Annotated in this window: 23 protein-coding genes; 12 read left to right on the forward strand and 11 right to left on the reverse strand. The window is 64.8% G+C overall.

What is annotated here, in order from left to right:
• Window positions 1-4: 4 nt before the first annotated feature.
• The 8 genes from BRAD3257_RS38200 to ugpB all read right to left on the reverse strand — a co-directional run bounded on the left by BRAD3257_RS38200 (window position 5) and on the right by ugpB (window position 9865).
• Window positions 5-1399: an AtzE family amidohydrolase gene (locus tag BRAD3257_RS38200; RefSeq protein WP_174221616.1), complete on the reverse strand. Its 1395-nt coding sequence runs from the start codon at window positions 1397-1399 to the stop codon at window positions 5-7.
• A 7-nt stretch (window positions 1400-1406) separates the two neighbouring features.
• On the reverse strand, window positions 1407-1586 hold the full coding sequence (locus tag BRAD3257_RS38205) for a DUF4089 domain-containing protein (protein ID WP_162500504.1): 180 nt from the start codon (window positions 1584-1586) through the stop codon (window positions 1407-1409).
• A 19-nt stretch (window positions 1587-1605) separates the two neighbouring features.
• A complete protein-coding gene (locus BRAD3257_RS38210; protein ID WP_122406127.1) occupies window positions 1606-3372 on the reverse strand; it encodes a dipeptide ABC transporter ATP-binding protein in 1767 nt (588 codons plus the stop codon).
• Window positions 3373-3478: 106 nt separating this feature from the next.
• Window positions 3479-4378: an ABC transporter permease gene (locus BRAD3257_RS38215; protein ID WP_122406128.1), complete on the reverse strand. Its 900-nt coding sequence runs from the start codon at window positions 4376-4378 to the stop codon at window positions 3479-3481.
• 3 nt (window positions 4379-4381) lie between these two features.
• Complete coding sequence (locus BRAD3257_RS38220) at window positions 4382-5395, reverse strand: ABC transporter permease (RefSeq protein WP_122406129.1); 1014 nt, start codon at window positions 5393-5395, stop codon at window positions 4382-4384.
• Between the two features lie 98 nt (window positions 5396-5493).
• Window positions 5494-7116 carry an ABC transporter substrate-binding protein gene (locus tag BRAD3257_RS38225; protein ID WP_122406130.1) on the reverse strand — a complete coding sequence of 541 codons (1623 nt, stop codon included), beginning with the start codon at window positions 7114-7116 and terminating at the stop codon, window positions 5494-5496.
• 378 nt (window positions 7117-7494) lie between these two features.
• Entirely contained in the window at window positions 7495-8442 is a 948-nt protein-coding gene (locus BRAD3257_RS38230) for an aminoglycoside phosphotransferase family protein (protein ID WP_122406131.1), read from the reverse strand.
• A gap of 97 nt (window positions 8443-8539) precedes the next feature.
• Window positions 8540-9865, reverse strand: coding sequence for a sn-glycerol-3-phosphate ABC transporter substrate-binding protein UgpB (ugpB, locus tag BRAD3257_RS38235; RefSeq protein ID WP_162500505.1), 1326 nt, complete (start codon window positions 9863-9865; stop codon window positions 8540-8542).
• A 201-nt stretch (window positions 9866-10066) separates the two neighbouring features.
• Here ugpB and BRAD3257_RS38240 point away from each other — a divergent pair, with 201 nt between their 5' ends.
• The 10 genes from BRAD3257_RS38240 to BRAD3257_RS38295 all read left to right on the forward strand — a co-directional run bounded on the left by BRAD3257_RS38240 (window position 10067) and on the right by BRAD3257_RS38295 (window position 21630).
• Window positions 10067-11062 (forward strand): TRAP transporter substrate-binding protein, encoded by a 996-nt coding sequence (locus BRAD3257_RS38240; protein ID WP_122406132.1) that lies wholly within the window; start codon window positions 10067-10069, stop codon window positions 11060-11062.
• A gap of 6 nt (window positions 11063-11068) precedes the next feature.
• Window positions 11069-13147 (forward strand): sensor histidine kinase, encoded by a 2079-nt coding sequence (locus BRAD3257_RS38245; RefSeq protein ID WP_244607841.1) that lies wholly within the window; start codon window positions 11069-11071, stop codon window positions 13145-13147.
• Entirely contained in the window at window positions 13117-14862 is a 1746-nt protein-coding gene (locus BRAD3257_RS38250) for an ATP-binding response regulator (RefSeq protein ID WP_122406133.1), read from the forward strand. Before BRAD3257_RS38245 ends, BRAD3257_RS38250 begins: the two co-directional genes overlap by 31 nt.
• Before the next feature lie 24 nt (window positions 14863-14886).
• Complete coding sequence (locus BRAD3257_RS38255) at window positions 14887-15624, forward strand: response regulator (protein ID WP_122406134.1); 738 nt, start codon at window positions 14887-14889, stop codon at window positions 15622-15624.
• A 491-nt stretch (window positions 15625-16115) separates the two neighbouring features.
• Window positions 16116-16727 carry a sigma-70 family RNA polymerase sigma factor gene (locus BRAD3257_RS38260; RefSeq protein WP_122406135.1) on the forward strand — a complete coding sequence of 204 codons (612 nt, stop codon included), beginning with the start codon at window positions 16116-16118 and terminating at the stop codon, window positions 16725-16727.
• Between the two features lie 406 nt (window positions 16728-17133).
• On the forward strand, window positions 17134-17832 hold the full coding sequence (locus BRAD3257_RS38270; protein WP_122406137.1) for a cytochrome c biogenesis CcdA family protein: 699 nt from the start codon (window positions 17134-17136) through the stop codon (window positions 17830-17832).
• A gap of 30 nt (window positions 17833-17862) precedes the next feature.
• Window positions 17863-18426, forward strand: a complete 564-nt coding sequence (locus BRAD3257_RS38275) for a thioredoxin family protein (RefSeq protein ID WP_122406138.1) — start codon at window positions 17863-17865, stop codon at window positions 18424-18426.
• A 103-nt stretch (window positions 18427-18529) separates the two neighbouring features.
• Window positions 18530-19504, forward strand: a complete 975-nt coding sequence (locus tag BRAD3257_RS38280) for a hypothetical protein (RefSeq protein ID WP_162500506.1) — start codon at window positions 18530-18532, stop codon at window positions 19502-19504.
• A gap of 409 nt (window positions 19505-19913) precedes the next feature.
• Entirely contained in the window at window positions 19914-20507 is a 594-nt protein-coding gene (locus BRAD3257_RS38290) for a L,D-transpeptidase (protein WP_122406140.1), read from the forward strand.
• 85 nt (window positions 20508-20592) lie between these two features.
• Window positions 20593-21630, forward strand: coding sequence for an amino acid ABC transporter substrate-binding protein (locus tag BRAD3257_RS38295; RefSeq protein ID WP_122406992.1), 1038 nt, complete (start codon window positions 20593-20595; stop codon window positions 21628-21630).
• A 200-nt stretch (window positions 21631-21830) separates the two neighbouring features.
• Here BRAD3257_RS38295 and BRAD3257_RS38300 read toward each other — a convergent pair whose 3' ends face one another.
• Together BRAD3257_RS38300 and BRAD3257_RS38305 are read right to left on the reverse strand one after the other, a co-directional pair.
• On the reverse strand, window positions 21831-22970 hold the full coding sequence (locus tag BRAD3257_RS38300) for an acyl-CoA dehydrogenase family protein (RefSeq protein ID WP_122406141.1): 1140 nt from the start codon (window positions 22968-22970) through the stop codon (window positions 21831-21833).
• Window positions 22971-23121: 151 nt separating this feature from the next.
• Window positions 23122-24321, reverse strand: coding sequence for an acyl-CoA dehydrogenase family protein (locus BRAD3257_RS38305; protein ID WP_162500507.1), 1200 nt, complete (start codon window positions 24319-24321; stop codon window positions 23122-23124).
• A 137-nt stretch (window positions 24322-24458) separates the two neighbouring features.
• Between BRAD3257_RS38305 and BRAD3257_RS38310 the strand changes: the two genes are divergently transcribed.
• Complete coding sequence (locus BRAD3257_RS38310) at window positions 24459-25004, forward strand: carboxymuconolactone decarboxylase family protein (RefSeq protein WP_122406143.1); 546 nt, start codon at window positions 24459-24461, stop codon at window positions 25002-25004.
• A gap of 88 nt (window positions 25005-25092) precedes the next feature.
• Window positions 25093-25587 (forward strand): VOC family protein, encoded by a 495-nt coding sequence (locus BRAD3257_RS38315; protein ID WP_122406144.1) that lies wholly within the window; start codon window positions 25093-25095, stop codon window positions 25585-25587.
• Between the two features lie 129 nt (window positions 25588-25716).
• Here BRAD3257_RS38315 and BRAD3257_RS38320 read toward each other — a convergent pair whose 3' ends face one another.
• Window positions 25717-26952: an MFS transporter gene (locus tag BRAD3257_RS38320; protein WP_122406145.1), complete on the reverse strand. Its 1236-nt coding sequence runs from the start codon at window positions 26950-26952 to the stop codon at window positions 25717-25719.
• Window positions 26953-26982: the final 30 nt, after the last annotated feature.

The following is a 26982-nucleotide window of genomic DNA, read 5'->3' on the forward strand; positions in this document are numbered from 1 at the left end:
CCTCTCAAAGTCCCCTTGGCGCGGGCGCAGCGACGACGCCCATCTTTTCCAATGCGTGCGCGACGCGCAGCGCGATGTCCTCGCGCCAGGGGGCGGCGATGATCTGCACGCCGATCGGCAGCGGCTCGAGCGGCACCGGCACGGCCACCACGGGCAGGCCGATGAAGGAGATCGGCTGGGTGTGGATGCCGATATTGGCGCGCACCGGCAACTCGACGCCGTCGAGATTGAAGTTCACCTGTCCGAGTTTCGGCGGGGTGCAGGGCGTTGCGGGCGCAATCAGCACGTCGACCGACGCAAAGATCTCGGCGAGCTGCGCGCGATACCAGCGGCGGAATTTTTGCGCGCGGTCGACCAGCGCTGCCGGCACCATGGCGCCCGCGATCAGCCGGTCGCGCACGGCCGGATCGAAATCGTTCGGGCGCTGGCGCAGCCGATCGAGATGCAGCGAAGCGCCTTCGGTGGTGGTGATGACATAGGCGGCGGCACGGGCGCGGGAAGCTTCGGGGATATCGACCACTTGCGTTGCGCCAAGCGCCTTGGCGACACGGCTGACGGCTTCGACGGCTTCCGGAAACACGTTCTTCTGGAAATGTCCGCCGGCGATAGCGACGCGCAGGCCCGAAATGGGCTGGCCGAGCAGCGCCGTGACCGGCTCGACGCCGCGCGTGGTGCAGGCGCCGTCGTCGGCGTCCGGCCCCTGCATCACGTCATAGGCGAGCGCGAGGTCGGCGACACAGCGCGCGAACGGGCCGAGATGATCGAGGCTCGCCACGAACGGAAACGAGCGTGCCCGCGACAGCCGGCCATAGGTCGGTTTCAGGCCGAAGATGCCGCAGAAGGACGAGGGCACGCGGATCGAGCCATTGGTGTCGGAGCCGAGCGCGATCGGCACCAGCGCGCCGCCGACGGCGCTGCCCGAGCCGCCCGACGAGCCGCCGCTCATCCGTGTGGTGTCATGCGGATTGCGCGAGGGGCCGTCGTGGATGTTCTCGCCGGTGAAGTCGTAGGCGTATTCGCCCATGTTGAGCGCGCCGACCAGGACAGCGCCGGCCGCCTCCATTCGTTCGATCAGCGTGGCGTCGCGCTTAGCCGGCGCGAGGTCGCGGTTGATCTTCGAGCCGGCGCGCGTTGGCAGACCGGCTACGTCGAACAGGTTCTTCACCGCGAAGGGCACGCCGGCGAGCGGGCCGACTTGCTTGGCCGAGGCGATGTCCGCGTCGATCGCGCGCGCTTTCGCACGGGCACGTTCGGCGGTGACGTCGGTGAAGGAATTGAGAATGCCGTCGTGCTGCTTGATGCGCGCGAGCGCGGCTTCGGTGGCGGCGAGCGCGGACAATTGGCCGCCGGCCACCGCTTTCGCGATGTCGGCAGCATTCATCTCTGGCTTGGCGGTCATGGCGGCATCAGGCGGTGAAGATCGGCGCCGGCTCGGTCTCGTCCGGCAGCGTGAATTCATCGACGAGGCGGGCAAGCCGCAGCGAGACTTCGAGATTGGCGCGCACCGCGGGTCTGAAGGCCTCCTCGACCGGCAGCGCCAGCGCTTTCGATACGGCGTCGATATAGTCGTCCAGGGGTTCGGCCATCACGCTCCCAAACAGTCTCTCAGTGCGCCGGCAACGGCGGATGCGGGATCGCCGTCAGCAGCTCCTTGGTGTAGTCGTCCTTGGGATCGCTGAGCACCTGCTCGGAAGAGCCCTCCTCGACGATCCGTCCCGTCCGCATGACAATGACACGATCGCACAACAAGCGCACCACATTCAAATCATGAGAGACGAACAGATAGCTCATACCTAGCCGCGCCTTGAGGTCCTGCAGCAGATTGAGCACCACGGCCTGCACCGAGACGTCCAGCGCCGCCGTCGGCTCGTCCAGGATGACGAGCTTCGGATGCAGGGCAATGGCGCGGGCGATGCCGACGCGGGCCTTCTGGCCGCCGGACAATTGGTGCGGAAACCGATCGAGCAGATTGTGCGGCAGGCCGACCATGGTGGCGAGCTCCTCGCAGCGGGCACGCAGCGCGTCGCGGCCCTTGATGTCGCCGAGCTGCATGATCGGATCGGCGATGGCGCGCGCGGCGGTGAATCGCGGGTTGAGGCTGTCGGTGGGATCCTGGAACACCATCTGGATCCGGCTGCGCTGCGGCAGCCGGGCGAAGGCTGATGGCGCGATGGCGGAGATGTCCTCGCCGTCGAACTGGATCAGGCCGGAGGTCTGGTCCAGGAGGCGCATCACCATCATCGACGTGGTCGATTTGCCGCAGCCGGATTCGCCGACGAGGCCGACGCTTTCGCCATGCCCGATCGCGAAGCTGATGCCGTCGACGGCGCGGAATACCTCCGGCTCCACCGGCGGCTTGCGGCCGAACAGCTTTCCGAGCACGGCGGTCGCGCCCTGGCGGGGATACTCCTTGACGAGCTTTTCGATGACGAGGAGCGGCTTTGTCTCGTCGCTCCCGGGGCTGACCCGGGGGTCCATCGACTGAGATGAATCTTGCGACGTGTGATGGATGGCCGGGTCAAGCCCGGCCACGACGGCCGTGCCCTCCTCTTCCGGCAGCAGATCCCGCAAGGACACCCCGAGCCGCGGCGTCGCGCGCATCAACCTTTTTGTATAGGGGTGCTGCGGGTTCGCAAAGATGTCGGCGGCCTTGGCGGTCTCGACGACGCGGCCCTTCTCCATCACCACGACGCGGTCGCAATAGGCGGCGGCGAGGCCGAGATCGTGGGTGATCAGGATGGTCGACATCGCGCGGCGTTTGGTCAGCTCGACGATCAGGTCCATCACCGCCTTCTGGGTGGTGACATCGAGCCCCGTCGTCGGCTCGTCCGCGATCAGCAGCTGCGGGTTGCAGGCGAGCGCGAGGGCGATGACGACGCGCTGGCACATGCCTCCCGACAGTTCGAACGGATAGGCATGGTAGCGCTCGCGCGGGCGGGCGATCTTGACTTGCTCCAGCGCCTCGATGGCCTTCTCGCCGTGATCGGCAACCTGGGCCTGCTGCACATGAGTGCGCAAGACGTCCTCGATCTGGTCGCCGACTTTGCGGATCGGGTTCAGTGCCGCGCGGGGGTTCTGGAAGATCATCGAGACTTCGCGGCCGCGCAAATCGCGCATCTGGTTCTCGGTCGCGGCCTTGACGTCGATGCCGGAGAACATCACCGAGCCCTCGGCGATCTTGCCGGCGCGATCGAGGATGCGCATCACAGCGTAGGAGGTCACCGACTTGCCGGAGCCGGACTCGCCGACGATGGCCAGCGTCTCGCCCTTGGCGACGGAGATGTTGACGTGCTGCACCGCCTTGACGATGCCGCGGCGGGTGGTGAATTCGACCGTGAGGTCCCGGACGTCGAGCAGGGGCTGGGCGGTCATGGGCGGCTCGCGACACTCAAAAGGTCGAAAACAACCCCATGCACAGTAGACACTCCATTGAAATCGTTAGGGAATTTTAATGAGGATTTTGGACGTGGAGCAACCATCACGTCCTCCGCTGGGGGTCGACGATGTCGCGCAGGCCGTCGCCGAGAAGGTTGAAGCAGAACACGGCGATCATCAGGGCAAGGCCGGGGAAGAGCGCGATCCACCATTCGCCTGAGACCATGAAGCCGGCGCCTTCGGCGACCATGATGCCCCATTCGGCGGTCGGCGGGCGGACGCCGAGGCCGATGAAGGAGAGGCCAGCGGCATTGAGGATGGCGTAGCCCATGGTCAGCGACATCTGCACGATCATGATCGGCATGATGTTCGGCAGAATATGCACCAGCAGGATGCGGAGCTCGCCGTTGCCGGAGAGACGCGCGGCCTGCACGAAGCCGGCGTTGCGGCGGACATTGGCTTCGGCGCGCGCGACGCGGGCATAGAGCGGGAAGTTGACGATCGCGGTCGCCAGGATGATGTTCTGCACGGTGTTGCCGAGCGCGGCGACGATGCCCATGGCGAGCACGAACAGCGGGAAGGCCATGATGGTGTCGGCGATGCGGCCGACGATGCGATCGGTCCAGCCGCCGAAATAGCCGGCCGCGATGCCGGCAAGGCCGCCCATCAGGAACACCAGCGCGACGGAGGCGATCGCGATGAACGTGTCGAGCCGTGTCGCCACGATGACTCGGCTGAAAATATCGCGGCCCAATTGGTCGGTGCCGAACCAGTGCGCGGCCGATGGCGGCTTCAGCGCCGCAGCAGTATCGGACGCGAGCGGATCGTACGGCACGACATAGGGACCGAAGATCGCGGCGGTGAGGATCAGGATCAGTAGCGCGAAGGCGAAGCCGGTGACCTTGTTCTCGCCCAGGACGTAGCGGGTTTGTTCGAGGACGGCGGCAAACCCCGACGTTCGTGCGGGACCCACGGGTTCAACAGCAGGCGCAACGGAGCTCATGGTTTAGCCCTCCAGCCGCACGCGCGGATCGATCACGCCGTACAGGATGTCGATGACGAGATTGAGCAGCACGTACATGACCGCCATGGTCAGCACGAAACCCTGTACCGGCGCGAAGTCCGACGAGATCAGCGCTTCCACGGCGTAGGAGCCGATGCCGGGCCAGGCGAACACCTTCTCCACCAGCACGTTGGCGCCGAGCAGGAACGAGAACACCATGCTGAGCGTAGTGATCACCGGGAGCATGGCGTTGCGGAAGGCGTAGGTGACGATGACGGTTGCCGGCGACAGGCCGCTCGCGCGCGCCGTGCGGACGAATTCGGATGCGAGCACCGCCAGCATCGAGGCGCGGGTCATGCGCGCGATCGGCGCCAGCGAGAAGATCGCGAGCGTCGTCGCCGGCAGGATGAGCTGGCTCAGCGCCGAGCGGAACGCCTCGACATCGCGGGCCAGCAAAGTGTCGATCAGATAGAAGCCCGTCACCGTCGGCGGCGCGCTGTAGAACACGTCGAGGCGGCCGAGCGGCGCCGGCGACCAGCCGAGCCGGAAATAGAAGACATAGACCAGCACGAGGCCGGTGAAGAACACCGGCAGCGACACGCCGGCCGTCGTCGTGACACGACAGAGATGGTCAATCCATGATCCCGGTCGTGTCGCCGCCAGCACGCCGAGCGGGATGGCTATCGCAATGGAGACGATGAGGCCGAGCAGCGTCAGCTCGGCGGAGGCCGGCAGGCGGTTGCGGATCTCGGTGGCGACCGGCTGGCCCGTGGTCAGCGAGTTGCCGAAATCGCCATGGGCGAGGTCGTTGGTATAGCGGAAGAACTGCTCGATCAGCGGCTTGTCGAGGCCTAGCTTCTTGCGGATCTGCTCGACCGCTTCCTTGGTCGCGGCGGGACCGGCGAAATAGGCGGCGGGATCACCGGGCAGCGCACGCGTCAGCAGGAAGGTGACGATGACGACGCCGATCAAGGAGGGAATCGCGAACATCAGGCGCTTGCCGATCATGGTCAGCATGACGACCTCCCAGCGAGGAAATGAGATCGTGCGGCGCGCTCCGCCTCACTCCGAAATACGGCTAGCATCGCGGCCATGTTGCGCGCGAGCATGTCCTCTCACCCCTTCGCCAGCGCGCGATAATCCAGTCTCCGGTGGAACCAATACTGGTAACCACTGACGTTCTTCTGCATGGCGACGTTGACGAAGGGTTGGTACAGCGGGATGCGCGGAACGTCGGTGTAGGCGAGATCGATGAAGCCCTTCACGTCGGCATCATAGGCCGCCTTGTCGCCGGTGGCGGCGGCGGTGCGTGCGCCGTCGATGAACTTGTCCATCTCCGCCGACTTGTAGCTCATGGTGTTGAAGACGGAATTGTTGCCGTGATAGCACCAGTAGAAGAAGTACTCGGGATAATCGAGCCAGCCCGAGAACACGTTGGTGAAGAGCGGCATCTCCTTCTTGTTGAGCTCGGTGCGCCAGTTGGCACCGGGCACCTTGTTGATGGTGGCCTTGATGCCGATCTGCGCAAGGCTCTCCTGCACCAGCACGCAGAGCGGCTCGTTGACGCCCGCAAAATTCAGGTCGAACGAGATCGTGGTCTCGAAGCCGTTGGCGTAGCCGGCCTCGGCCAGCAGCGCCTTCGCCTTGTCCATGTCGGTGTTGTACTTGTGCGGCTGCGGCCAGGCGACCTCGGTGGGCTTGTCCTTGGGCGCACCGAACATCGGGTTGGCGAGGCCAAACATCACCGCGTCCATGATCTTCTGATAGGGCAGCGCGTAGGCGACCGCCTGGCGGACTTTTGGATTATCGAACGGCGGCTTGGTGACGTTCATGCCGATATACTGGATGCCGTTGGAGAACGGCAGCGAGACGACGTTGAGCTTGCCGTTCGCCTTCATCTCCTGAAAATCCTTGTTCGGCAGTTCGTAGGAAATGTCGGCGTCGCCGCGCTCCAAGAGCGCACGGCGGTTGCCGGCCTGCGGCACCATGCGCCAGATCACGCGCTTGATCTTCGGCAGCGGACCGCACACCCAGTCGTCGTTGCGCTCCATGATCACTTCGGTGCCGGCGGTCCATTTCGTGACCTTGTAGGCGCCGGAGCCCGCGGTCTGCTGCTTGGTGAATTCCAGACCCCAGGGATCCTTCTCGCTGGCATTCTTCTTCACCAGCTCGGAGTTGACGATGCAGGGCACGATGACGGCGAGGTCGGGAATGGTGAGCTTGTCCTTCTTCAGGAAGTCGACGCGTACGGTATGGTCGTCGATGACGACGAACTGCTCCGGCTTCGTGAGAGAGCCCGCGCTCATCTGGAAGGTCGGGAAGCCGCCGACGCTGACGGCGCGGTCGAGCGACCACTTCACGTCCTTGGCGGTGACGGGCGTGCCGTCGTGGAATTTGGCGTTGTTGCGCAGCTTGAAGGTGACCGACATGTCGTCGATCCTGAACTCTTCGGCCAGTTCGCCCTTGAACTTGTCGCGGTCGTAATAGGGCACGCCGCCTGGGCCGCTCTTCATCTCGTGGCTGATCAGGCGGTCGTAGCAATTCCAGGACACCTCATAGCCGGGCACGTTGGTGCCGACGCCGTGGATGTCGAGATTGTTGGGGCCGCCTTCCGAGACGATCAGCAGCGTCTCCGAGCGGGCATCGGCATAGGCGGAGGAGATCACTGACGGCACGGCCGGAAGCGCCGCGCCAGCGGCCAATCCGGAAACGGACTTGAGGAAATCGCGGCGCTTCATGAAATCGCTCCAACGCAACGTTTTTGGTTGGAACCGGATTCGCAAGGTTCGTGCCAGAGCTTAACGGAAGCTTACATCGCACCTAAACGTTTGATCTGTAATGGGATTGTCCGAATTCGGCCCACTGGGCAGTTTTGAGGAGCCCCACTCTTTGCATACAAAGAAATGATTTTGACCATAAAATAAGCAGACGAAGTCAAGGGCCCGATTTGTCGCCACCTCCGCACACATTTCATGCCGCGGGCCGCAGCCTCGACTGGATCCGGGCTCGCGCACCCAAACTCGCCATTGCGAGGAGCCCTTGGGACGAAGCAAATCCAGAATCTTTCCGAGGAGACGATCTGGATTTGCTTCGCTGCGCTCACAATGACGGAGCGCTCACCCCGGCCAGATCAGGTCCTGAAGCTCGGCCAGGTCGTTGGCTTTGTCCTGCCAGCCCGCGATACAGATGTGCGCGTTCAGGTCGCTGGCGCGGTGCAGCAGCATCAGGGCCATCAGGCGGCGCTTCAACTCGAAATCCAGCTTCGCGTAGCCGAAGCCTTCGAGCAGGCTCTTCACCCGGCCCGGACGGCCCGCCGCCATGAAGGCGCTGGGGCCGAGCAAGTCGTAGTCGCGCCATCCTGCGAGCACGTCGCCGAAATCGAACAGGCCTTTGAGCGACCATTGACCGTCATTGCAGGCGAGCAGGAAATTCTCCGGGATGTATTCGCCGATCAGGATCACCGGCGGTGCATCCATCGGAATGAGCTTTGCGGCATCGCGCAGGAGGTCGTCGAGGCCGGCGAGGAATTTTGGTGCGAGGCCGAGACGGGTGTGCCGCGCGCGGCAGCCCTGCATCTGGGTGCGCATGAACGCGTCCCAGCGCGGCTCGATATGCGCGAGCTCCCCAAGCGGGGCACGCTGCACGGCGGCGATGGTCTCGCCGATCTGGCGCAGCAGGCGTTCCTTCTGATCTTCCGGCAGTGAAGGCCACACCTCCGAGCCGAGCGTGCCGGCAAGGCGCGTGATGATGAGGTACGGCCAGCCGTCGCGCGTCCCTTCGGCGACGATCTCAGGGATCGGCAGGGACAGCCGGCCGGCGAGCTGCGTCAGCGAGACGCGCTCGGAGAGGAATTGCGCACGGAGCAGCGGCGGAAAGATTTTCAGGATCAGCTTGTCAGCGAGCCCGACCACGAGATTGGTGCCGGTCGCGAACGCATGCGGCGAGCCGGCATCGAGCTCGTGGCTGCGCGCGATGTCGAGCGCGATTGGCAGCCATCGTGAAGAAGGGGAACGAAAGGCGCGAAAGCTTTCCGCGTCGGCGAAGTGAGGGAGAGTCATCGACATTGCGAGCTTGATGCGTTTGAGATGGCGGGGACAAGCCCGGCCATGACGCGATGGAAAGATCCTGCGCCAATGCCAAGCTTCGCTTCTCAGGTCATAGCTACCGTTCCGGACTCGCGCGCTCGAACTGGCGCAAGAGCTTATTGCCGCGCTCGACGGCGGAATCCAGCGCGGCTTGGGCGCTCTTGTGGCCGGCGAAGGCCTGCTCGAGTTCGTCCTCGATCGCGCCGCGGATCAGGACGAAGGAGCCGAGCCGGGTGCCCTTGGAGTTCTCCGTCGGCGGATTGAGCGTGATCTGCTCGAACGAGATCGCCGAGCCCGGATTGCGCTCGTAGAATCCTTGAGCGCGAGTCAGCTCGAAGGCAGCGCGGGTCACAGGTAGATAGCCGGTGTTCTGGTGCCAGGCGGCCTGCACGCCGGGTTGCGACAGATAAGCGAAGAATCGCGCCACGCCCTTGTATTCCTCGCGCGGACGATCGCGCAGCACCCACAGCGTGGCGCCACCGATGATCGAGTTCTGCGGCGCGCCCTTCACATCAGGCCAATACGGCATCATGCCGTAGCCGATCTCGAATTTCGAGTTCGCCTTGATGTCGGCGCGCGTCGCCGAGGAGCCGATGAAGATGCCGCATTCGCCGTTCTGGAAACGCGGCTCGGCCGCCTGTCCGCGCCCGCTATAGTCGAACAGCTTCGTCTTCTGCCACTCGGCGAGCGCCGCGATGTGATGCACGAGAGGCGGATTGTTGATGGTCAATTCCGCGTCCAGCCCGGCAAAGCCGTTCGCCCGCGTCGCCACGGGCAGATTGTGGAAGGCGGAGAAATTCTCGACGTGAATCCACGATGGCCAGGACGTGGTGAAGCCGCAAGGCGCACCGCGATCGCGCAGGCGCTTCGCGGCCGCTCCCAATTCCGGCCAGGTCTTCGGCGGCGCCTCCGGATCGAGGCCGGCGTCGCGGAACATGGACTTGTTGTAATAGAGGATCGGCGTCGAGGAATTGAACGGGAAGGACAACAGATTGCCGCCCGCATCGGTGTAATAGCCGGAGACCGCGGGCAGGTAATCACCCAGCGAGAACGGCTCGCCCTGGTCCCGCATCAGGCGGAACACGGGATAGACCGCGCCCTTGGCCGCAGTCATGGTCGCGGTGGCGACCTCGTTGACCTGGACGATCGCAGGCTGGCTGCGCGAGCGGAAGGCGAAGATCGCGGCCGTCACCGTCTCGGTGTAGTTGCCCTTGTAAGCAGGCACGATGCGGTAATCGGACTGCGAGGCGTTGAAGTCGGCGGCGAGCTTGTCCAGTTGCCGGCCGAGCTCGCCGGACATGGCGTGCCACAACGCGATGTCGGTGGCGGCGCGCACCGGGGCGGCCAGCGAGAGAGCCGCGACGGCGGCGAGGACCTTCAAAAGGCGCGATGCTGACGTCACGATGGCTTTTCCCGTGTCGCACGACGAAAGGCGGCTGCCCTGCTTAAGGCGCGGCCTCTGCGGTTTCAACCGGGAATGAGCGCCGACCGCGCCGCACAATCGAGCCGTGGCCCCCCGGCGGGATGGCCTTCCCTTGACCATCTGCTAGATTGTATTGAACCTTTTCCTTCCGCCATAGACTCCATCTCTGAGGGGTTGAGTGTGCCAGTGCTGAGCCGTGCCGAACTCTCGCGGACCGGGGTGATCTTCGTCGCGCTTCTGCTCGTCGCCTGGGCGACGGACGCCGTTGCGCGCGAATTTCGCGCCGCCGATACCCAGGCCGAGGACTACCCGACCGTCCAGGCGCTGCGCTACATGGGCGCGCTGATCGCCGAGCGCACCAAGGGCCGGCACGAGATCAAGGTGTTCCACTCCCGTCAGCTCGGCGAGGAAAAGGAGACCATCGAGCAGACCCGGGCCGGCGCGATCGACCTCAACCGGACCAACGTGGCGCTGATCGGCAATTTCGTCCCGGCGATGAACGTGCTCGCCATGCCGTTCCTGTTCCGGTCCATCGAGCACATGCGGGAGGTGCTGGACGGGCCTATTGGCAACGAGATCCTCGGCAGCTTCGAGCCCTACGGCTTCGTCGGGCTCGCATTCTACGATTCGGGTGCGCGGTCGATCTACAACGGCGTCCGCCCGGTCCGGGGCATCACCGACCTGCGGGGCCTGCGGATCCGGGTGCAGCAGTCGGAGTTGATGAGCCAGATGATCCGCTCGCTTGGCGCCGAACCGGTCGAGATGCCCTACGGGCAGGTGCTCACCGGGCTTGCCAACCATCTGATCGACGGCGCCGAGAACAACTGGCCATCCTTCGTGACGACGGATCATTACAGGCATGCCGGCTACTACACGCTCACCGAGCACACGATGAGCCCCGAGGTGCTGGTGATCTCGCTGAAGGCCTGGAAGAGCCTTTCGACGGAGGAGCAGACCATCTTCAAGGAGGCCGCGCAGCGCTCCAGCCGGTTCATGCGCGAGAAGTGGCGCGACCTCGAGGAGCAGTCGCAGCGCAAGGCACAGGGCGCCGGGGTGACCATCATCAGGGATATCGACCGCAAGCCATTCGAGGAGGCGATGGCTCCGATCTATGCCAAGGCCGCGCGCGATCCGGCGGCGGCCGCGCTGATCGAACGCATTCGCAAGGTGGAGTGAGGCCTGTTGGCTGCGCTTGGACATCAGGAACACGCGGACAGGCCGCCCGGCCCGATCGGGCAGCTGCGCGCGCGCCTCGTCGGCGTGCTGCGGGCGGTGCCGATCCGCTGGCGCATCCTGTCGATCGCGGCGCTGAACTCCGCCGTCGTGGTGGTGCTGGTCGCGATGATCTGGAACGGCGCGCAGGTGCTCGGCTCGGCCTGGGACGACGTGCGCCAGGTGCGCGAATCCGATCGCATCCTGGCGCTGCTCGAAAGCGAGACCGGGCGGCTGCAGAACCTGATCCACCGCTACATCAACCAGCCGAGCCCGGATCTGTTCGCCGAGATCCTGCTGTTGCGCGAGGCGGTGCTGGGCACGCTGACGGGCCGCGCCGCCAAGGACCCGATGCTGTCGGGCTCGGTCGAGGAGCTCGAGCGCACCACCGACCGCTTCCTCAACGGCTTCGGCGAGCTGCGCAGCGTGCAGGCGACCATCGCGAAAACCTATGAGGAGCAGGTGCAGGGCCCGGCCAGGGACATGGCGGGCCTCTACTCCATCATCGAAGGCGCCACCGGCCATCGCGACGCGCTGATCTGGCCCTCGCTCGGCAAGTCCCGCGAGGCCTTCACCGCGATGCTGGTGGCGGCCAATTCCTATTATCTGTCGCAGTCATCGGGCGCCGCCGACGACGCGCGCCGCAACACCGAGACGATCGAGAAGACCATCCCCGTCATGATCGATCTCGCCGACAACGACCTCCAGCGCATGGCGCTGCAAAAGCTCGCGGCGCGCACCGCGTCCCTGCGCGAGGGCTTCGCAAAGCTCTCCGAGCAGCTTGCGAGCCGCACCGAGCTCCTGCGCAACACCATCGACGCCAGCCAGGCCGAGGCGATCGGCGCCATCGACGACCTCTCGAGCAAGATGCGCCGGCGCGAGCAGAAGGCGCAGGAGACCTTCGACCGCACGCTGGCCGACATTTCCCGCCGGGTGCTGTCGATCGCGATCATCTTCCTCGGCATCATCCTCACCGCCGGCGTTCTGATTGCCTTGTCGATCCGCCTGCCGCTGCAGCAGATCATGACGGCGATGCGCGCGATCACGCTCGGCGACCTCGGCCGCGAGGTGCAGGGCACCAATGCACGGGACGAGGTCGGTGCCATGGCACGCGCGGTGGAGGTGTTCCGCGAGAACGCGATCGCCAAGCGCCAGACCGAGGACGAGCTGCGCGCCTCGAAGGAGAAGGCCGAGAGTGCGCTGCTCGAGCTCAATACCGCACAGCAGAATTTGATCGATGCAGAGCGGCTCGCCGCGCTCGGCGGACTCGTCGCCGGCGTTGCCCACGAGGTCAACAACCCGATCGGCATCAGCCTGACCGTGGCGTCGAGCTTTGCCCGCCGCACCGAGATTTTCGAAGCCCAGCTCAAGGGCGAGGGCGGCCTGCGCCGCTCTCAGCTCGAAGAGTTCGTGCAGTCCTCGCGCGATGCCTCGCAGCAGCTCGTCGCCAACCTGCAGCGTGCCGGCGAGCTGATCCAGTCGTTCAAGCAGGTTGCCGTCGACCGTTCCCATGCCGAGCGCCGGCAATTCAGCTTGAGCGAAGCCACCGATCAGATCATCGCCAGCCTGCGCCCGGTGCTGAAGCGCTCACCGATCACGCTGGAGGTCGACGTGCCCGAGGGGCTGCTGCTCGACGGCTATCCCGGCTCCTACGGCCAGATCCTGACCAACCTGTTCCTCAACGCCGCCAACCACGCCTTCGCCGATGGACGCGCCGGTACGATCGCGATCTCGGCGCGGCCGCGCGGGACCGAGGACATCGAGATCAGCTTCGCCGACGACGGGGCCGGCATGACCCCCGACGTGCAGCGCCAGGCCTTTGACCCTTTCTTTACCACCCGGCGCAATGAAGGCGGCACGGGACTTGGCCTGCACATCGTCTATAACCTCGTGACCCAGCAGCTCGGCGGCCGCATGATGCTGGAATCCAAGCTGGGACAAGGCACGACTTTTCGCATTATCATGCCCCGCATCGCCAAGGGCGGCGCGCAAAGCACAGAAAGTGACGGGACTTCTCAATGGCCGAACAGGACGATGTCCTCCACCTGATCGACGACACCGGTACCGCGTCGGAGGACAGCAACGCCCGAAAATGGAAGATCGCCGTCATCGACGACGATCCGGCCGTGCATGACGGCACGCGTTTTGCTCTCTCGGATTACAGCCTCAACGGCCAGAGCCTGGAGATCCTGTCGGCCTATTCCGCGGCGGAAGGCCGCAAGCTGATGGCCGAGCACAGCGACATCGCCGCCGTGCTGCTCGACGTCATCATGGAGACCGACGTCGCCGGCCTCGAGCTGGTCGAGTTCATCCGCAACGAGATCCGGAACGAAACCGTGCGCATCATCCTGCGCACCGGCCAGCCCGGCCAGGCGCCGGAGCGGCGCGTCATCGTGCAGTACGACATCAACGACTACAAGGCCAAGACCGAGCTCACCGCCGACAAGCTGTTCACCTCACTGACCGCGGCGCTACGCTCCTATCAGCAGCTCGAGCGCATGGTGCAGACGCGGCGCGGCCTGGAGATCATCATCGACGCCGCCTCGACGCTGTACGACTTCAAGTCGATGCAGCGGCTCGCCGAGGGCGTGCTGACCCAGCTCGCTTCGCTGCTCAACGTCGACTGCGCCGGCATCCTGGTCCTGCGCGACAATGGCGGCGCCGATCCGGAGCTCTCGGTGCTCGCCGGCAGCGGCTGCTACAGCCGCTTCATCGGCACCACATCCTCGAAGGCGCTCGACCCCGAACTGCGCGAGATGGTGGAGGCCGCGTTCCAGCGCCGCAAGAACGAATTCGCCGACCACCGCAGCGTGATCTATCTGCGCACCGGATCCGGCCGCGAGGTCGTGGTGCTGCTGCAGGCCGAGCGCGAATTGTCCGAGACAGACCGCTCGCTGGTCGAGATCTTCTCCAGCCGGCTCTCGATTGCCTTCGACAACGTGATCCTCTACCAGCAGCTCCAGGACGCCAACACCCAGCTCGAAGACCGCGTCGCCCAGCGCACCCGCGCGCTGATGCAGGCCAACCGCCGCCTCTCGGCGCAATGGCTGCGGCTGCAACGCGCCAACGGCTTCAAGAACGAGATTCTGGGCACCGTCGCGCACGACCTGAAGAACCCGCTCGGCGTCATCCTCGGCCGCACCGAGATGCTGAAGGAGCTGATCTCGACCGGCGCATCGATGGGCGGCGTGGTCGCCCAGGTCGACCACATCCGCGACGCCACCAAGCGGCTGACCACGATGGTCGATCACCTGATCTCGGATGCGATGGCCGATGCCTTCGACATCACCATCCGCCGCGAGCCGGTCGACGTCGCGGCGCTGGTCAAGGAGGTCGCCGAGGCCAACCAGCCGCTGGCGTTCAACAAGCAGCAGGCGATCAGCGTCACTGCGCCGCCCAACATCGTCACCATGTGCGACACCGACCGCATCCGCGAGGCGATCGACAATCTCATCAGCAACGCCATCAAATACTCGCCGATCGGCGGCAAGATCGACGTGGCCGTCACTCACGAGGGCAGCGACACCATCGTCCGCGTCAGCGACGAGGGTGCCGGCCTGTCGCCGGAAGATCTTGGCCGCCTGTTCGGCCGGTTCCAGCGGCTCTCTGCAAAACCGACCGGCGGCGAGAGCTCGACAGGGCTTGGGTTGTCGATTGTAAAGCGTATCATCGACATGCATGGCGGCGAGGTGACCGCAGACAGCGACGGCCCCGGCCAGGGCTCGACATTCACCATCACGCTGCCCGCGACAGAAATGCCATGATTTGAGCGCCAAGATTTTAGTGACATGACCCAAAGCCAGCACATCATGATCGTCGACGACGAGGCCCCGGCCCGGGAGATGGTCGGCGATTACCTCAAGATGCACGGCTTCACCGTGACGCTGTGCGACGGCGGCAAGAGCTTGCGTGCTGCGATCCAGGGCAGCATGCCCGATCTCGTCGTGCTCGATCTCAACATGCCCGAGGAAGACGGGCTCTCGATCATTCGCGACCTCAAGAGCCGCAACAACGTGCCTGTCATCATGCTGACGGCGACCGCGAGCCCGATCGACCGCGTCGTCGGGCTCGAACTCGGCGCCGACGATTACGTGGCAAAGCCGTGCGAGCTGCGCGAGCTGATGGCGCGCATCCGTTCGGTGCTGCGGCGGAGCGGGCCGGCCAAGGCAGCAGCGCCCGACGCGTCGGCGGCGAAGTCGGACAAGGACCAGCTGGTTCGCTTCGGCACCAAATGGCTCGATCTCGAAGCGCAGGCCTTGCGCGACGACGAGGGCAACGAGCATCCGCTGACGGCGTCCGAATTCGGGCTGCTCAAGGTGTTCGCGGCCAATCCGAAGCGCGTGCTGTCGCGCGAGCGCCTGTTGGAGCTCGCCAATGCGCGCGACGCCGAAGCCTTCGACCGCGCGGTGGATCTGCGCATCATGCGAATCCGCCGCAAGATCGAGCCAGATCCGGCAAAACCGGCCGTGATTCGCACCATCCGCGGCGGCGGCTATCTGTTCTCTCCCCAGGGCGAGAAGGCGTAGGGCGGCACCGCCGCCTCCAGATCGTCATTGCGAGCGCAGCAAAGCAATCCAGAGTCCGTCCGCGGAAAGGCTCTGGATTTGCTTCGCTGCGCTCGCAATGACGGAGCAAATGGCATCGGCGCCACGCTCCATCAGGCATTTCAGGCAGCAGACCCACCGCCCGCACGGTGCCGCTTTGACCCGATCAAACGCCCTGGACCGGCGCTTCCCCTCCGCGAGCACGGCATGGGTGCCGCGCCACCAAACGCAATCCTCCGAAATACGTTCCCGGCGCCTGCGCTCGCATCAAAACCCCCGCCCCGTATTTCCCGTATATTGAAATTCCACGACTTTTTGCCCCGAATGTTTCGTCGACCCATTTGCGACGAAACAAATTGGCGGCGCACGAAACCATTTTCCGCTTTTCGTGCAGACGTCCCGAAACGTTGGCTCATTAACACTTTCACCGAAGGAAACGCCGCTCGGTTGCGGCGGTACGGGGAGCCAAGTCCATGCGGAACGTCATCGCCATCAACGCCCAGGCCAGCCAGAGCATCATTGCCGCTCAGGCGACTTCGGACGACATGCTCCTCGAAAGCATCGCCGACGGCAACCGTACCGCCATGCACATGCTTTATTGCCGGCATAATGTGCGGGTGTACCGCTTCATCCTGCGCATCGTGCGCGACGCCACCACGGCGGAAGACCTGGTTAGCCAGGTGTTTTTGGACGTGTGGCGGACCGCCGGCCAATTCCAGGGCCGCTCGCAGGTGTCGACCTGGCTGCTCTCGATCGCCCGCTTCAAGGCGCTGACCGCGATGCGCCAGCGCCGCTTCGAGGACATCGACCAGGAAGACGTGCGCCAGATTCCCGACGATCACGATACGCCCGAGACCTCGCTCGATCGCAGCGACACCAGCGCCATCCTGCGCGCCTGCGTGCAGAAGCTGTCGCCCGCGCATCGGGAGATCATCAATCTCGTCTACTACCACGAGAAGTCGGTGGAGGAGGTCGGCCAGATCATCGGCATCCCCCAGAGCACGGTGAAGACGCGGATGTTCTACGCCCGCAAGCAACTGGCCGACTTGCTCAAGGGCGCCGGCGTCGATCGCTTCGCGGCCTGAAGTTCAGATATTTCAACGGGATAGGACCATAGTTTGGGTTCTACCGGGACACGGAAACGTTACCGCCGACGAAACAATTGAAACAAACGACAACATCAGGCGGAAAAACTTTCCCCCTATAAAGCTCGCATACGGTTTCGTTAAACCTCCCAAGACCTCCAACGACCCGGACGATGCCCCGTCCGGGTCGTTTTGTATTTTGGGGCGCCCGGACGCGTCCGCATCGTCATGGCCGGGCTTGACCCGGCCATCCACGCCTTCCTGCGCGACAAAGAACTTGGATGCCCGGGATAGGCCGGACATGACGGCCTCGGCAAATTCCGCCCCCGTCACGAAGCCGTGACGCGGCGTAACGATCGACGCGCGACGGACGAACTGCCCTCGTGACCTCATCCACGAGTGCCTCATGCTCGCACTGATCTTCGCTGTCCTCGCCGGCATCCTCACCATCGCCGCGCCCTGCACATTGCCGGTGCTGCCGATCCTGCTCGGCGCCTCGATCGGGCGCGCGGGACATCTGCGACCGGCGATGATCGCGCTCGGCTTCGTCATTTCCTTCTCCGCAGTCGCACTGCTGCTCGGCGCGATCACGCACCTGTTCGATTTCGATCCGAACGTGCTGCGCGAAGCCGGATCCATCCTGCTGCTCGGCTTCGGCCTGTTGATGCTGTGGCCCGCGCCGTTCGAATGGCTGTCGATCCGGCTCAATGGCTGGCTCGCTCTCGGCAGTTCGAGCGGCGCGCAGCGCGAGGGCGCGTTCGGCGGGCTCGTGCTCGGCACCACGCTGGGTCTGGTCTGGACACCCTGCGCCGGGCCGGTGCTCGGCTCGATCCTGACGCTGGTGGCGACGTCGAAGGATGTTGCCTGGGCCGGCACGCTGCTGGTTGCCTACGCCATCGGCGCGGCGATCCCGATGCTGGCAATCGCCTATGGCGGACAGGCCGCGACGACGCGCGTGCGCAGCCTCGCGCGGATCTCGCCACAGCTGCAACAGGGCTTCGGAATCGTCGTGATCGGCTTCGCCGTTGCGGCCTATTTCCAGTACGACACGCTGATCGTGGCGTGGCTCACCGGCTTCTATCCCACCGGCCAGATCGGCTTGTGATCACCCTCATTTTCACCGGAGGACTCGTCCATGACTGTCAAACTGCTCGCCGTAGGCGCCGCATTGATCGGCATCACCGTCACCGGCGCCGTCATCCCCGGCATCTGCGACGAGGCTGCGCGTGCCACACCCATGGTCACCGCTGCCGCGAGCCAACAGACCGCGCCCGACTTCACCGGCATCAGCAACTGGTTCAACTCGAAGCCGCTCAGCATCGCCGATCTCCGCGGCAAGGTCGTCCTGGTCGACTTCTGGACCTATGGCTGCGTCAACTGCGTCAACACGCTGCCGCACGTCACCGACCTCTATGCCAAGTACAAGGACAAGGGCCTCGTCGTGGTCGGCGTGCACACGCCGGAATTCCCGTTCGAGCGCTCGGCCGCCAACGTGCAGGCCGCGCTGAAGCGCCACGGCATCACCTATCCGGTGGCGCAGGACAACGATTCCAGGACCTGGAACGCCTATCGCAACCAATACTGGCCGGCACAATACATCATCGACCAGGGCGGCAAGATCGTGTTCCAGCACGCCGGCGAAGGCAGCTATGAGCAGATCGACCGCACCGTGGCACGGCTGCTGAACGTCAATAGCTGACGCCGCACGGCCAGCGCGCGGCGGGTTTCAGTTGTCGCCCTTGTTGCTTGACTCCACGGACCCGTCCGTGGAGTTTCGCAAGCGACGCAATCAGCCGCCAGCAATGGACGACACGCCCAGCCATAGCGACATTCGCCTTCGTGAAGGCTCTTCGATCGCGCAGCGGCTGGTCATGTCCGGCTTTGCGGTCGCCGTCGCACTCTGCTTCACGCCGGGCCTGTTCACCCAGGACATTCTGGAGATCTTCATCTCGGTGGTCGCGCTCCTGGTCGGCGCGGGATTCGTCGTCGGCATCATGCTGGCGCCGGCCGTGGTGTGGATCATCACGCCGAACGAGATCCTGATCGGGCGGCAAAGTCCGTTCGGAAAGCTGCGCACGCGCATCGTGGCCAAAGACGACATCACGGGGTTGCAGGTCCCCGGCAGCAAGAGAGTGAAGGCCCGCTTTCAACTCGTCTTCACGCTGGCCTCCGGAGAACGCCTGACGTCTCCGCCGATCGCCGACGTCACCCATGTTCGCGACACCGTCGCCCGGATCGCCGCGCAGTTCGAGGTTCCCAATGTCGAGGAGCCCGTCAATCCGCTCGATGCCAGCAATCCCGAGATGCATCTCGGCGAGCCGCTGGAGGCGTTTTCCGCACGCGACATCAGGATCGTGTCGCTGGTCGCCGTCGCGTTGTCCGCCGTGCCCTACGCCTACAAGCTCTGGCGCGGATGGCCGCCCACCCATGTCGATATCCTGCTGCTGCCGCTCGGCGTGATTGCGGCGTTCGCCGTGCATCGCTACGCCAACCTCGTCACTGGCGCGTTCTGGATCATCCGCGAGGGCGACATCCGCGTCGAACGCCTGTGGGGCGACGGCACGCCGCGCGCAGACCATATCGAGGGGCATGACGTGAAGACGATCACCGTGGAGCGCCGCGGGCGGTCCGAGGACGAACATTGCATCGTGACGATCCGCCTGCGCTCAGGACGGCGGTTTCGCAGCCCGCGGATCGGCTCCCGGGTCGAGGCCCGCGCTGTGGGAACGGAGATCGTGCGGCGGCTGGGGATCGCGGCGGAGAGCAATAAGATCTAAAGCATGATCCGGAAAAGTGCGAAGCGGTTTTCCGGAAAGATCATGCGTAAACAACAAGCTAAAGCGCGATGACGATTCATCCAAATCTCATTGCGCTTTAGGGCCGACTGCCTCGGCATCGTCATGGCCGGGCTCGTCCCGGCCATCCACGCCTTGACCCGCCGCACGAAGAACGTGGAAGTCCGGGTGACGGCATCTGCGAATGCATTTCGGCTGCCCCACCCGGCGCGGATACCGGGGGCACTGCTTTTCGCGCCATCCCCCGTTTGTGGCATTGCTCCGGCCCCGTCAAAAAACCAAACCATTCTCGCGACATGGCAGGACAGCGCGTCATCAACTTGCCATGAACTTGCCCCTCAGGTTTGATGGTTCCGAATGATCTGCACTGTGGCAGCGGGGAGAGCTTGAAATGACGGATTTTCGTCGCCTGACCGGGATTTTCATGGCTGCGATCGGACTGGTCCTGTCCACGCCGCACGCCTTCGCCCAGCAGCCGGACCACGGCGACGAGCCGGGCCTGATCGCGGACGATTCCTACCAGCTTGATCCGGAATGGCAGAAGCAGGTGGTCTACTTCCGCACCACGGAAGCACCGGGCACCATCATCGTCTCGACCGCCGAACGGCACCTCTATCTGGTGCAGCCCGGCGGGCGCGCGATCCGCTATGGCATCGGCGTCGGCCGCGATGGCTTTCAGTGGCAAGGGCTGGTGACCATCACCAACAAGAAGGAGTGGCCGGACTGGACGCCGCCGCCGGAGATGATCCAGCGCCAGCCCTATTTGCCGCGCTTCATGGCCGGTGGTCCCGGCAATCCGCTGGGCGCCCGCGCCATGTATCTGGGCACTACGGTCTACCGCATCCACGGCACCAACCGTCCAGACACGATCGGCACCAAGGTGTCCTCGGGCTGCTTCCGTCTCGTCAACAACGACGTCGCCGACCTCTACGATCGCGTCCCTGTCGGGACCAAGGTCGTGATCCGGCAGAAGCCCGAGCTTTAAGGGCTACGGTTCGAGCATGATCGCGCCGGTCATGCTCCACCCCCTCATCCAATTTCCTTTTCCCGATTATTTCGAGAGAGACATCATGCGCACTTTTCGAGGCGGCCTGCTGATCGGGCTCGCGGTCGCCGTGCTGGTCGGCGTCGTCGCCATCATCTATGAATTCTACGACACCCGCACCCTGAAGCGGACTGTTCGCCGCGGCGAGGTGCTGTGCGGCGTCAACAAGGGCCTGCCGGGCTTCTCGATCCCCGACGACAAGGGCAACTGGACCGGCTTCGACGTCGATTTCTGCCGCGCGGTCGCCGCGGCGATCTTCAACGACCCGGGCAAGGCGAAGTTCATTCCGCTCGACGCCAGCGAGCGCTTCAAGGAATTGCAGAGCCGGAAGGTGGACATCCTCTCGCGCAACTCGACCTGGAGCATGGCGCGCGAGCTCGACTACGACCTCTACTTCCCCGCCGTCGCCTATTACGACGGCGCGGGCTTCATGCTGCCCCGCTCGCGCAACAAGGAGACGTCGCTGGATCTGAGCGGCAGCAAGGTCTGCGTGCAGGCCGGCACCACGACCGCACTCAACGTTGCCGATTACTTCCGCGCCAACAACATGAAGTACGAAGAGGTGAAGCTCGAAAGCCTCGCCGACGTGGTGAAGGCCTACGACACCGGCAAGTGCGACACGTTCAGCGCCGACGTCTCGCAGCTCTACGCGCTCAGGCTGAACCTGTCCAAGCCCGGCGAGCACATGATCCTGCCGGACATGATCTCGAAGGAGCCGCTCGCCCCCGTCGTGCGCCAGCGTGACGACGATTGGATGATGATCGTGAAGTGGACGCTGTATGCGATGATCAACGCCGAGGAACTCGGGGTCACCTCGGAGAACATCGACGAGGCCCTGAAGTCGAAGAAGCCGGAAGTGATGCGCCTGGTCGGCACCGAGGGCAATTACGGCGAGCAGCTCGGCCTCACCAAGGACTGGGCCGCGCGCATCATCCGTCATGTCGGCAATTACGGCGAGATGTACGAGCGCAATATCGGCGAGAAGTCCAAGCTGAAGATCCCGCGCGGCATGAACCAGCTTTGGAATGCGGGCGGGGTGCAGTACGCACCGCCGATGAGGTAAGGGGCGGACTCGCCACTGTCATTGCGAGCGAAGGCTGGCCTCTCAATCGTCATGCCCGGGCTCGTCCCGGGCATCCACGTTTCCGAGGCACCAAAGAACGTGGATGGCCGGGACAAGCCCGGCCATGACGGCTCAGGGCAAGCGCTATCCACCACCTGCACGTGAGGCACGCACGCGCTCGCGCCTCACATCCGACTGTCTCAATACCCCCGCGCGCGCGCCAGCTGCTCGGTGTGGTAGTTCGCATCGCCGAACAGTTCCTCGCACACCCGTGCGCGCTTCATGAAGAAGCCGATGTCGAACTGGTCGGTCATGCCCATGCCGCCGTGCATCTGCACCCCTTCCTGCACCGCGCGCGTTGCGGTGGTGCCGGCGCGGGCTTTTGCCACGGCGACGGCTGAAGTGGCTTTCGCAACGTCGGCGTCCAATGCCTGCAGTGCCTTCATCACCGCGGCGCGGGTGATCTCGATGTCGACATAGAGTTCGGCGGCTCGGTGCTGCAGCGCCTGGAATTCGCCGATCAGCTTGCCAAACTGCTTTCGGCTCTTGAGGTACTCGACGGTGCGGTGAAATACTTCATCGCTGAGGCCGACCATCTCGGAGGCGACCGCGCCACGGCCGATATCGAGCACGCCATCGAGCAGGGCCGAGCCCTGATCGATCTCGCCGAGCACGCTGTCGGCATTGACCTCGACATTGGCGAATTCGATCCGCGCCGCGTTGTGCGCATCGACCATGATGGTGCGCTCGATCGCGACGCCTTTGGCCTTGGGATCGACCAGGAACAGCGTCAACCCTTCGCGCTCGCCGGCGCTACCCGCGGTGCGCGCGGCGACGATGAGGAGGTCGGCGACATGGCCATCGACCACCAGGGCCTTGGCGCCCGAGAGCTTGAAGCCGTTGCCGGCGCGCACGGCCTGAAGGCTGGTCTGGAGCGGGCGATGCTTGGCGCCCTCGTCGATCGCGAGCGTCGCGAGCAGCGAGCCGCTGGCGATCTTCGGCAGATATTCCGATTTCTGCGCGGCATTGCCGCCGCGATTGAGCGCCGAGGCCGCGACCACGCTGGTGGCGAGGAAGGGCGACGGCATCAGGGTGCGGCCGATCTCCTCCATCACGACGCCGGCTTCGACATAGCCGAGGCCGCTGCCGCCGAATTCTTCCGGCACCAGCAGGCCGGCAAAACCCATCTCGGCGAAGGAGTGCCAAAACTCCTTGGAGAACCCGATGGGGTCCTTGCTGTCGCGCAAGTGGCGCAGATGCGACACCGGCGCCTTGTCGCTGATGAGCGCGCGCGCGCTGTCGCGGAGCATCGATTGTTCTTCGGTGAGGACGAGGGCCATGTGCAAAGTTCTCTAGCGTTTGGCGGAATGTGTAACTGTTGCTGTCGTTCCGGGTCGGGTCGAGGACGCGAACCACGGAGCGCAATTGCGCTCCGGAGAATCTCGAGGTTCCGGGTTCGGTCCTGCGGACCGCTCCGGAACGACGGTGGAATTAGGCCCCCGGCAGATCCAGGATGCGCTTGGCGACGATGCCGAGCATGACCTCGGACGTGCCGCCTTCGATCGAGTTGGCCTTGGTGCGCAGCCAGGCGCGCGGGCGCGCGCCCTGCTTGGAGCGCTCGCTCTCCCATTCCAGCGCATCGACGCCGCCGGCCGACATCAGGATCTCGTAGCGGCGCTTGTTGAGCTCGGTGCCGTAATATTTCATCGCCGAGGAGAACGCCGGATGCGCCTGCCCGGCCTTGGCGAGATCGACCGCGCGCTCGGCGCAGGCCGCGAGCGCGGCCTCATCGACATCGAAGCGCGCGATCTGGCCGCGCAGCATGGCGTCGTCGAGCCTGCCTTGGCCATCGGTGCCGACCGAGTCGGCCGCGATCTGGCCGAGCGGCCGCCCGACGCCGCGCTCGCCCATGCCTGAGATCATCGCGCGCTCGTGCTGGAGCAGATATTTCGCGACGTCCCAGCCGCGGTTGACTGTGCCGACCACGTGCGACTTCGGCACGCGGACATTGTCGAAGAAGGTCTCGCAGAACGGCGAGTAGCCGGAGATCAACAGGATCGGCTTGGTCGAGACGCCCTTCGAGGTCATGTCGAACAGGATGAAGCTGATGCCGTCGTGCTTCTTGGCCGTGGGATCGGTGCGGACCAGGCAGAAGATCCAGTCGGCGTAGTTGGCATAGGACGTCCAGATCTTCTGCCCGTTGATGATGAAGTCGTCGCCGTCGCTCTCGGCCCGGGTCTGGAGCGAGGCGAGATCGGAGCCGGCATTCGGCTCGGAATAGCCCTGGCACCAGCGGATCTCGCCCGCGGCAATCTTCGGCAGGTGCTCCTTCTTCTGCGCGTCGTTGCCATATTTCAGCAGCGCCGGCCCGAGCATCCAGATGCCGAAGCTCGACAGCGGCGGGCGGGCACCGATCCGCGCCATCTCGGCGCGCAGCACCTTGTGCTCGGCGGCACTGAGGCCACCGCCGCCGTACTCCTTCGGCCAGTCAGGCACGGTCCAGCCCTTGTCGCGCATGCGCTCGAACCAGATGCGCTGCGGCTCGGACGAGAATTTTGCATTGCGCCCGCCCCAGAACACGTCGGCATCCGACGTGGCAGGCTTGCGCATCTCCGGCGGGCAGTTGGCTTCCAGCCAGGCGCGCGTCTCGTTGCGGAATCGTTCGAGTTCGGCGGATTCAGTTTCGCTCATGGTCGTTTCCATCACTCAAAAATCGACTTGTTGTGCGCGACTCTGGGCCATCGCACCGTGGAATTCAACCACTTCCGCAGGCGTGCATTCCGCTATAGTCGAGGGCATGGCGGCTTGAAAACAAAGAGGAAACGACAATGCGCCTGAAGCTTCTTTCGCCTGGCGAAATGAACGAGAGCCAGCGGCAGACCTATGACGAGTCGATTGCCGGCAAGCGCGGCAAGCCGCCGGCGCCGATGATGGCCTGGCTCAACAGTCCGGAGATGGCCCGTCACGCCACGCGGCTGGGCGAGGTGCTGCGCTTCGACACGATCTTCCCCGCCAAGCTTTCGGAGATCGCGATCCTGGTGACGGCGCGGCACTGGACCGCGCATTACGAATGGTACGCGCACAAGCGCCTCGCGCTCGCGGGCGGGCTGAACCCCGACATCATCGACGCCATCCGCGACCGCCGCACGCCTGATTTCGACGATCCCCAGGGACAGATGATCTACGACGTCGCGAAGTCGCTGCATGAGGGGCACGGCGTCGAGAAGGGACTCTACGACGCGGCGGTGAAGCTGCTCGGCGAGCGCGGCGTCGTCGAGGTGATCGGGCTGTGCGGCTATTACACGCTGGTGTCGATGACGCTGAACACGTTCGAGTTCGGCCTGCCCGACGGTGAGGTGTCGGAGCTGGCTTAGTTCTGATCCGGAAACGCTGGGTTTCGGGATCGGCGGTAGCACCATCTAGGAGCCCGCCTTATGTGCATGTTTTCAACGGAGCATTCACATGCCGCAGAACCAAGCCATCCATGCCGGCACCAGGATCGGCCACGTTCATCTCAAGGTCGCCGACCTCGATCGCGCGCTCGGCTTCTATTGCGGCGTGCTCGGCTTCGAGCTGATGCAGCGCATGGGCTCCGGCGCGGCCTTCATCTCGGCGGGCGGCTATCATCATCACATCGGGCTCAACACCTGGGAGAGCAAGGGCGGCTCGCCGCCACCGCCGGGCACGACGGGGCTCTATCACACCGCGATTCTCTATCCGACCCGGCCTGCGCTGGCGGATGCGCTGCACCGGGTGCTGACGGCCGGCATTGCGCTGGACGGCGCCAGCGACCACGGCGTCAGCGAGGCGCTGTACTTGCGCGATCCGGATCAGAACGGGGTGGAGCTGTATTGGGACAAGCCCAGGGAGCAATGGCCGTTCGGGCCGGATGGGAAGCTCGCGATGGTCACCAAGCGGCTGGATGTGGAGGATTTGTTGAGGCAGCGAGAGGGGTGACCTGCGCTCCCTCCACGCGTCATTGCGAGCGCGGCGAAGCAATCCAGACTGTCCCCGCTGAGACGGCCTGGATTGCTTCGTCGCCAGGGCTCCTCGCAATGACGGAGATTGTTGAACGGCCGTCGCGCCCTACGTGAGCTTCGCTCTCGGCTTACCCCGCACCAAGATCAGCGCCGCAGCCGCCACCTCCAGCACGAAGCAGAGATAGAACGGCAGCGTGTAGCCACCGGACCAATCACGCAAGGCTCCGACCACGCCGGGGCCGAAGGCGTAGGTGACCTGGTTGATCGCGGTGTTGAGGCTGATCAGCACGCCGAACGAGGCGGTGTCGAACTCCTGCTGCACGATCAGCGATGGCAGCGTGATGAGATTGCCGACGGAGAAGCCGAACACCGCGCAGGCGGCGATCAGCACATAATCATTGTGCAGGTTGATGACGGCGCACAGCGCCGCCGCCTGACTCAGGAACGACAGCGCCGAGGCAAGGCGCTGGTTGAGGCGGTCGATCACCAGCGAGAACAGCACGCGGCCGACCACCGCCATCGCGGTCAGCACGGCTAGTGCAACCGCAGCGCACTCGCGGCCGATCACGGGATCGAGGAACGAGATCAGGTGCACGATGAAGCCGACTTGCGCGAACAGCACCAGCGCAAAGGCGATCGTGACGGTGAGGAAGCTGATGTCGCGCAGCGCAGCCTTGCGGATCTCCGTCGAAGACTGCGGCCTCTCCTTCCCTGCCGCGAGCCCGCCATGATGGCCCGGCGGCGAACCAACGGCGAGCAGGATCACCGGCACGAGCAGCACCAGCATGGCGGCAGCGGCGGCATACATCGCGCGGGCGAAACCGAGATGACCGATCAAGCTCACCAGCAAGGGCACGCCGGCGATGCCGCCAAAACTGGCGCCGTTCAGCGCCAGGCTGATCGCCATGCCGCGCTTGTCGTCGAACCACAGGCTGATCGTGTTGGTGATCATGGCGAGACTGGTGCCGGCCCAGCCGAAGGCGAGCACGGCATTGGCGAGGTACAGCTGCCAGGTCTCGCGCACCGCGCCGATCGCAACCGCAGCCGCCGCCATCGCCAGCGTGCCGGCAATCAGGCAGAGGCGCGGGCCGTATTTCCGCACGGCTTCGCCGACGAACACCACCAGCAGCGCGCCGAACAGATAGAAGAACGTCGTCCCTGCGGAGATCAGCGAGGTCGGCCAGCCGCGGGCGCGCTGGAGCTCGGCGACGTAGACGCTCTGGCCGTAGAAGCCGAGCCCCCAGCCGAAGGTCGCGAGCAGGAAGCACACGGCGACGATGCGCCAGCCTTCGTAGCGGAGGGAGGATTCATCGGTTTGAGGCTGTTGAGAATTGTCGAGCATGCGCGGCGCCCACGACGTGGATGACCGGGA

The sequence above is a fragment of the Bradyrhizobium vignae genome (assembly GCF_900324035.1).
Lineage (GTDB): Bacteria > Pseudomonadota > Alphaproteobacteria > Rhizobiales > Xanthobacteraceae > Bradyrhizobium > Bradyrhizobium vignae.